The 8,090-nt window shown below is 60.4% G+C and carries 6 protein-coding genes; 1 reads left to right on the forward strand and 5 read right to left on the reverse strand.

Features of this window, described 5'->3' with window-relative positions:
- Positions 1-149: 149 nt before the first annotated feature.
- The 3 genes from ABX749_RS13870 to ABX749_RS13880 all read right to left on the reverse strand — a co-directional run bounded on the left by ABX749_RS13870 (position 150) and on the right by ABX749_RS13880 (position 3,249).
- Positions 150-1,844 (reverse strand): hypothetical protein, encoded by a 1,695-nt coding sequence (locus tag ABX749_RS13870; protein WP_372896497.1) that lies wholly within the window; start codon positions 1,842-1,844, stop codon positions 150-152.
- 92 nt (positions 1,845-1,936) lie between these two features.
- Positions 1,937-2,650: an SDR family NAD(P)-dependent oxidoreductase gene (locus tag ABX749_RS13875; RefSeq protein WP_372896498.1), complete on the reverse strand. Its 714-nt coding sequence runs from the start codon at positions 2,648-2,650 to the stop codon at positions 1,937-1,939.
- Between the two features lie 374 nt (positions 2,651-3,024).
- Complete coding sequence (locus ABX749_RS13880) at positions 3,025-3,249, reverse strand: hypothetical protein (RefSeq protein WP_095741771.1); 225 nt, start codon at positions 3,247-3,249, stop codon at positions 3,025-3,027.
- 579 nt (positions 3,250-3,828) lie between these two features.
- Between ABX749_RS13880 and ABX749_RS13885 the strand changes: the two genes are divergently transcribed.
- Positions 3,829-4,245 (forward strand): secondary thiamine-phosphate synthase enzyme YjbQ, encoded by a 417-nt coding sequence (locus ABX749_RS13885; protein WP_145221192.1) that lies wholly within the window; start codon positions 3,829-3,831, stop codon positions 4,243-4,245.
- A gap of 258 nt (positions 4,246-4,503) precedes the next feature.
- Here the strand turns inward: ABX749_RS13885 and ABX749_RS13890 are convergent, their stop codons facing one another.
- Both ABX749_RS13890 and pgk read right to left on the reverse strand, forming a co-directional pair.
- Entirely contained in the window at positions 4,504-7,233 is a 2,730-nt protein-coding gene (locus ABX749_RS13890) for a glucosidase (protein WP_145221194.1), read from the reverse strand.
- Positions 7,234-7,478: 245 nt separating this feature from the next.
- The coding region (gene pgk / locus ABX749_RS13895; protein ID WP_372896499.1) for a phosphoglycerate kinase at positions 7,479-8,090 on the reverse strand (612 nt) is incomplete at its 5' end.

Here is an 8,090-nt window from a genome sequence, read left to right on the forward strand (position 1 = left end):
CAAGAAGCCCGCTTTCTGGGAAGGCAAATTCACCCTGGAAAAGCTGAACGAAGTACCCGAAGACGACGAACTTCGTTCGCTGATGGCGCTGCTGATGCTGGTGCTGCTGGAACGGGGCCGCGGTTAACCGCAGGCCATGGGATAGACGATCAATCGTCGACCACGCCGATCAACAAATTTCCAAACAGGGCCGCATCATCGTTGGTCAATTGACGCGATGCGTTGCAGATCACGACCATGCGGTGTGGCCGGGGCGGTGCGGTGACGATCGCGGTGATCGTCCGCGGTGTGAACGGGTCACCGTCGGGCGGGTACGCGACGACGTCGTCCTCTCTGCTTGTGCGCCACTGTCCGTCAGGCGTTTGCCAGCGGATCGACATCCTCGTCAAACCGCGACCTTGCTGGACCACTTGCACCTGAATCATGTAGCGGCGATTCGGCTCGATAGTGAAGGTCGCCATGCCGCTCGCGTCCTCCGCCGCGGTGATCGTCACTTGGCCGTTGCCGAGCACCACGGCTCCGCGTGGATCTGCTTTGAAGGTCTCCCAGACCGGTTCCAGATCGAGCACACTCGCGCCGATTTCGCCGTCGCCGCCCGCTGCGGTTGATTCTGATGGTTCTGAATCTGGTTGAGCCGATGGTTTCGTTGGCGGCTGAACCTTCAGTGCAGATTGCTGGGTTGCGTCCGCGACGACCGACTGGATCGCTTGGGAAATGCCCGGCAGCAACGTCTCCCAATGCGGATAGGTATCCTTGCCTTTCCAGAGCGACTCGTCACCGGCTTCGGGCCACCAGCGACCCTGTTCGCCATACAGCCAGACCAATCCGTCGCCGAATGCGATCGCCGCGTTCAGGTTCCGCTTCAGCAGTGCCAGCCGATCGGACCGAGTGGGCTGCAGCGTGTACTGGCCGGCAAGTTTGGGATGGATGGCATCAAGATAGATCGGGAATGCCACGCGGACTTGCTTGCTGTACTTTTCTCGATTCTCGACGGCAACCAGCTGAACGCCTTGCGTTCGGACGGCTTCGGCACAATGTTGAAATTGGCGGGCCGAAGTGAACCAATAGCCGTTTTCGCATCCATCGATCAGGGTGATCGAGGGTGGCAGAACATCCAACCAACCGTCGACCAGTGCCGGCAAGAGACCATAAGCGTGACCGGCCAAACACCACTGATCGTCGCTACGGCCGACCGGAGAAGGCCCGCGATGGTGGTGGTCGTCGATGAAGTAGCTGAGCAGGAAGTACGTGCAGATTTCGGCATCGGGGAACTCCGCCGCAATCGCCTTCATCATTTCGCGACCGCGGCGTCGCGCCGCGGTTTGATAATCAGCGAAATCGTGCTCCGTCGCAGCAGCCTGTCGTGAATACTGAAATTGTCGGTGCGGATCCGTGTAGGGCTCAAAGTCTAACAGCAGCCCACGCAACCCTGCTTGGCGGGCCAGGCCGGCGGCGATGCGATAATGGTCGACGATCGTTTGCCAGCCGTCGTCGTCGAACCAATCCACCGCCCCGGGATTCGCCTTGAGCAACAGATAGTTGTCCGGCATCGATTCTTTGGACACGCCCGCGGCGGCTTCGATCGATCGACGGACATCCAATTGGCTCCAGTCGTCGGTCCCGTGCGCCGTGGCCAGCGGATCCGGATTTCCCGAATCGGCATGCAGCGTCAACACACAACCGGTCAGCGGCAACTCGCCAGGCATCTTGTCCAGATCGCGGGCGAACTGTGCGACCGTCGGCGCGTTCCATCCACAAGTGATGATCCGCGGCAAGGGGTGTTGGGCACTCGAGGCGGAGACCCAGAAGAGCCAGAGGACGAGGAACGATTTTCGATGGACCATTCGCTGATTGTAACCCGGTTGTCTCGCTCCGGGTTCGCGATCTGGCTGCCATGCACACTGCTGCAACGGGCAACGGCGTATCGGACGAGGATCTACTTCCTCACCGTACTCATGCCCCCATCGACACCCAGCGTCTGGCCGGTGATCCACGGCCCGTCGGTCAACAGATAGTGGCTCAGCGAAGCGATGTCGTCGATCGTTCCGGTACGTGCCAGTGGGTACCGCGCGGCCATCGCCTGTTCCTTCTCTTGGTCGCCAAAGAACTGGCTGGCCAACGGGGTGTCGACCAGCGCCGGGGCGACGCAGTTGACGCGGATTTTGGGTGACAGCTCGGCGGCCAGTGTCCGGGCTAATCCCTCCACGCCCGCTTTGGCTACGGCAACCGAGGCGTGCAGGGGGATTCCCAGCTTGACCGCGACGGTGCTGTACAGGACGACGCTGGCCGCGTCAGCAGCCCGCAACCCCTTCATCGCGGCCTGGATGCACTTGATCGCCCCGACGACGTTCAATTCAAAATCCTCCCGGAAGGCGTCTGGTGCGATCCCTCGAAACGATCTCAATCGGATCGATCCGGGACAGTAGGCCAGTCCGCGAATCACCCCGGGAAACAGCTCGCCGGAGACCTCGTCTTGGGTCACGTCGATCGCCACGTGCTTGACGCCGGGCAGGTCACCGGCGTGCCCCCAGCTCCGGCTCAGCACGGTCACCGCGGCGCCGTCCTGGACCAGCCGCCTGACAAGCCCCAGCCCGATCCCGCTGCTGCCACCGACGACGACAAACTCATCTTGATTCGACTCGTTACTCAATTTAGATCCACCATGGATGGAAACGTGTTGGTCCTACGCCACAAGCCGGTTGGACAGGGCAACGCTGTGAAGCATTTTTGTTTCTGCGTTTTGCGAGATGATCGCGGCAGGGCGCGAGCCCAATACTGCTAAGTCGAGTTTGATTGGGGCGCCCGGACGCTGGCGCGAACCGGCTGAGATCAATCGATAATCACCCGCCGGGGCGGGCGTTCGAGAAAGCGTAGCGGGCCGGCAATGCATCGCGGGGCGGCGATGGCAGGCTGGGCGGCGATGCAGATCGTGCGATACGAAAAAACCCCGCGAGCGAGGCTCGCGGGGTGACTGGGTCTTTCTCAGCGTTGGTGCTGCCGTGCGACGACGGCAACCGGGTCGATCTATTCGCGGGGGCGGATCGCACCGGTCAGGCCGCTGTAATCAACACGGTCCGTGTTGTGCCACAGCGGTTGTCCGCGTTCCACTCGGCTACGCAGCACTTCAATCTTCTCGGCACTTCCGGCAGGAGCGTCGGTCGGCGAGAATCGGTCGTCTTCATGGGGCACGAAGTCTTCATCGTGTCCGTAACGAAGGATCGCTTCGAAGACGTTCTTGCATCGGGTCATGTCTTTCATTTCGTTCCGCTCAATGATTTCAGTAGGGGTTCGACAACTATGTCTGAACGACTTTGGTGCATCGGTCCAGGCCGACGCACGTGATTCGTCAACAGTCACTTTTTGTTAACAGTAACTTTTAGCCCGCGGGCACAATTTCGCGCAACCCGGGCTGGGACGAGGGGATTATTCACGTCGCTTGACGGGAGTCAAGAAAATTGTTGGGTGGTCCGACGCCGCCGCAGGACCCCGACCGGGTCTGGAATGCTTCGATTTGCGGGCCCCCGCAAGGTGCGAAAATCGCCGCCGGAGCGGCCTGTCGGAAGCGTCGCAAACCGGGTTCATGGACCCTTCGCGCGCCAAGGGGGCAGATCTTAACATAGGCGGCCCACCGCGGTGGATCAATTCACCGGCAAATCGTCAATGGGGCTGCGTACAAAACGACACCTTTGGCGAGAGTCACCTTGCCGACTGTGGAAAATCGGTGCACAATCGCTAGGTTTTCGATCGTTCGCGGGCGGAAAAAAAGTTTCAATTTTTTCTTTGCCGCGGTTTCTTCGGTTCGACTATTTCGTAGTGGTGGTGCTAGGTATGTGGGTTCAGCGAACATTGACGCTTCCGGCCAAACCACGAGGGTTCCATCTGGTGACCTCCGATGTCTTGGACTGCGTGCCCGAGATCGCCACCGTTCAGACGGGACTGCTGCACGTGTTCATCCAACACACCAGCGCCTCACTGACGATCAACGAGAACGCCGACCCCGACGTCCGCGTGGATTTCGAAACGGCGATGAACCACGCCGTCCCCGAATCCCTGCCCTACGTTCATACGGTCGAGGGCCGCGACGACATGCCCGCCCACGTCAAAGCGAGCATGATGGGGGCGAGCGTCCAGCTTCCGATCGGCGGCGGACGGTTGCTGCTGGGTGCCTGGCAGGGCATTTATCTGTGCGAGCATCGCAACCACGGCGGCTCGCGAAAACTGGTGTTGACCCTGACGGGCCTCTGATCGGCCGCGCGTGCTCCAGGACGCCAAGTGAAGCGTCGTTTTGTTTGGCCCGTAGGCTCGGCGCCCAATGCCACCTACTTTGGCACTGAACGAAGTAGCGGAACGGCGCGAGCCGTCCGATTTCGGCTTGAAAACACCGTGAAAGACCGGAGGGCTCGCGCCCTGCCGCTAACAAAAGTACCTCGCTTGACATCAGCCGGTTCGCGCCAGCGTCCGGGCGTTTCGCTGAAGCGTCACGCCGGCAGACGCATCCGCCGATCAGGGGACCAGCTCGGTGCCGACGTGTTTGGGCACGTCGGCCTGGCTGCGGATCATCGAAGCGACCAATGCCGTCCAACCCGTCTGGTGGCTGGCGCCGAGCCCCTTGCCGTTGTCGGCATGAAAGTACTCGTAGAACAGAATCAGGTCTTTCCAGGCGGGGTCGTCGCGGTAGCGAGTTTCTTCACCGTGCGCCGGGCGGGCACCGCTCTCGTCACGCTCGAATAGCGAAATGCAGCGGCTTTCCAATTCCCGCGCGACTTCCATCAGCGTCATGCTCTGCCCGCTGCCGGTCGGGCATTCCACCCGAAACGATTCTCCATAAAAGGCGTGGTAGCGTTTGAGCGATTGGATGATCAGGTAGTTCATCGGGAACCAGATCGGCCCGCGCCAATTGCTGTTGCCGCCGAACATCCCGCTTTCACTCTCACCGGGCACGTATTGGACTTCGTGATGTTGGCCGCCGAAATCGAACACGAACGGTTCGGCGCCGTGGGCGGCAGACATGCTGCGAATTCCGTAGGGCGACAGGAACTCGGTTTCGTCCAGCATCACACTCAGCAGGCGTCGAAAGCGGTCTTCGCTGGGGATCGCCAACAATCGTCGCGTGACCTTCGTCTCCTCGGGATCTTCGCCCTCCATGTACGTCATGTGTTGCGTCAGGTCGGGGCGGCTGTTCAAGAACCATTTCATCCGTCGTTTGAAACCGGGCAACTTGTCGATGATGTGTTCTTCCAGAATCACGCCGGTCATCAGCGGCAACAGCCCGACGAGCGAACGCACGCGGATCGGAATGGATTGCCCGTCGACGAACAGATGGTCGTAATAGAACCCTTCGGTCTCGTCCCAAAGTCCCGAGCCGTCCATGCTGTTCATCGCCTCGGCGATGGCGATGTAGTGCTCAAAGAACTTGCTGGCCATATCGCCGTAGGCTTCGTTTTCATCGGCCAATTCGATCGCCATTCGCAACATGGTGCCGCAATAGAACGCCATCCAAGCGGTCCCGTCGGCCTGTTCCAGGTGACCGCGCGGCAGGGGTTTGCTGCGGTCGAATACGCCGATGTTGTCCAATCCGAGGAAGCCGCCGGAAAAGATGTTCTTGCCACGCGGGTCTTTGCGATTGACCCACCAGGTGAAATTCAGCAGCAGCTTCTGAAATGCACGGGCGAGAAACAATTTGTCCCGATGGTGTGGCGGCCCGCTGGCCTTGTAGACCTGCCAAACGCCCCAGGCGTGGACGGGCGGATTGACATCGGCGAGGTGCCATTCGTAGGCCGGGATTTGGCCGTTGGGATGCATGTACCATTCGCGCAAGAACAGGATCATCTGATCTTTGGCGAATCCATAATCCAGGTGAGCCATCGGAACCATGTGAAAGGCCAGGTCCCAGGCGGCGTACCAGGGGTACTCCCATTTGTCCGGCATCGAGATCACGTCGCGGTTGAACAGGTGACGCCACTCGCTGTTGCGTCCCTGCTTGCGCCCTTCATTGGCCGGCGGCCCGTTGGGATCACCGTCCAGCCAGGTGCTCACGACGTAATGGTAGAACTGTTTCGTCCACAGCAGTCCGGCATAAGCCTGGCGGATCACCGGGCGCCGACACTCGGCGACCGAATCGGGGATGCGTGTTTCATAAAACGCATCGGCTTCGCGCTTTCGCGATTCAAAGATCGCATCAAAGCGTTCGCCCAACGCGGCCGACGAATATTTCGCGATGTCGCCGCCACAGTCTTCCTTGATGATCGGCTCTTGGACGCCCGACAATCGCATCTTGATCGTCTTGGTCACGCCCGGCAGCACCAGATCCAGTCCGTAGGCGGCGCACTTGGTCCCGCGTTGATCCGGGTTGACGGTTTTGACTTCACCCTTGACGACGTATTGGTGAAACGCGTCTTTGTAGTATTCCGACTCCGACGGCAAATCGGGGTGGCGGTCGGCGTTGGTTTCGTTGTCGGTGAACAGCCACGCCCAGGTGTCTGGCGTGCCCATGCAATCGCAGGCGAACCAGAATTCGTCGAGCGTTTCGTGAAAGGTCTTGACCACATCGCCGACCAGCTTCATCGTCGGCCGGGTCGTGCAGCCTTCATCGGTGCACTGCCAGGTCCACGTGTTGCGAAAGAACAACTGGGGCAACACATGCAGCACGGCGGGCTGCGGTCCGCGGTTGGTGATGTTCAGCCGGATCAGAATGTCATTGGGACCGGCCTTGGCATATTCGGCTTCGACATCAAAGTAGCGTGACTGGTCAAACACGCCGGTATCGATCAATTCAAATTCCGGCTCGGTGCGTTCCCGGCTGCGCGAGACGTCGACCAATTCGTCATACGGATAAATCGCGTGCGGGTACTTGTACAGGGCCCGCATGTAGCTGTGCGTGGGCGTGCTATCGAGATAGTAATAGCACTCCTTGACGTCTTCGCCGTGGTTGCCTTCGGGGCCCGTGACACCGAACAGCCGTTCTTTGAGAATCGGGTCGCGGCCGTTCCAGAGGGCGACCGAAAAACACAACCGGCCTTCGCGGTCACAGATGCCGAGCAATCCGTCTTCGCCCCAACGGTAGGCCCGACTGCGGGCATGATCGTGGGGAAAGTAGCTCCACGTCGCGTCGCCGCCGTCGCTGTAATCTTCGCGAACCGTTCCCCATTGTCGCTCCGACAGGTAGGGTCCCCAGCGTTGCCAATTTTGAAGGCGTTTGGCGCTTTCGTCTAAACGTCGGTCTTCGGCAGTCATGGGCATCAGATCCGTGCGAGCGGGACGTGGTTTGCAAACGTTGAAACGGTCGTCAACGGAGCCGACCGTGCGAGCGCGTGGTTGCCCATCCCTGTCGGCCGCAGCTCATGACGGTCTGTCGATTCCATCGACGGGCCGTTGACGAGTTCCGCTACCCTCGAACGAGACGCTGACTTACTGTTCGGATCGGCCGTCGTGGATCATGGACCGGATCCACGACGCGACCCTCCAGCGGCGGCGGAACCCTAGGCTTCGTCGAGCAGGTCGACCGCGGCAAAGGACTGGCCTTCGAGCATCGCCAGGCTGGCACCGCCGCCGGTGCTGACATGGCTGACCTGGTCGGCGAATCCCAGTTGGTCCACCGCGGCGGCACTGTCACCGCCGCCGATGATGCTGATCGAATCGCTGTCGGCGACCGCTTGGGCGACGGCTTTGGTCCCGGCGTCAAACGGCGGCTTCTCAAACACTCCCATCGGGCCGTTCCAGACGATCGTCTTAGCCGAAGCCAGGATTTCCGAGTATTTGGCGCTGGTCGCCGGCCCGATGTCCATGCCTTCAAAGCCGTCTTTGATTTCGCCCGCCGGAACGACTTCTTTATTGCATCCCGCGGGGTCCCCGAAATCGTCACCGCAGTGGGTATCGACCGGCAGCACCAATTTGTCGCCGCCCTTGGCGATCAGTTCTTTGGCCAGATCGACCTTGTCTTTTTCGACCAAGCTGTTTCCGACCGATTCGCCCTTGGCCAATGAAAACGTGTAAGCCATCGCGCCGCCGATCAGCACGGCATCGCAGATCCCCAGCAAGTTGTTGATCACGTTGATCTTGTCGCTGACTTTTGCCCCGCCCAAGATCGCCAC

The organism is Stieleria sp. (genome assembly GCF_041595215.1).
Classification (GTDB): domain Bacteria; phylum Planctomycetota; class Planctomycetia; order Pirellulales; family Pirellulaceae; genus Stieleria; species Stieleria magnilauensis.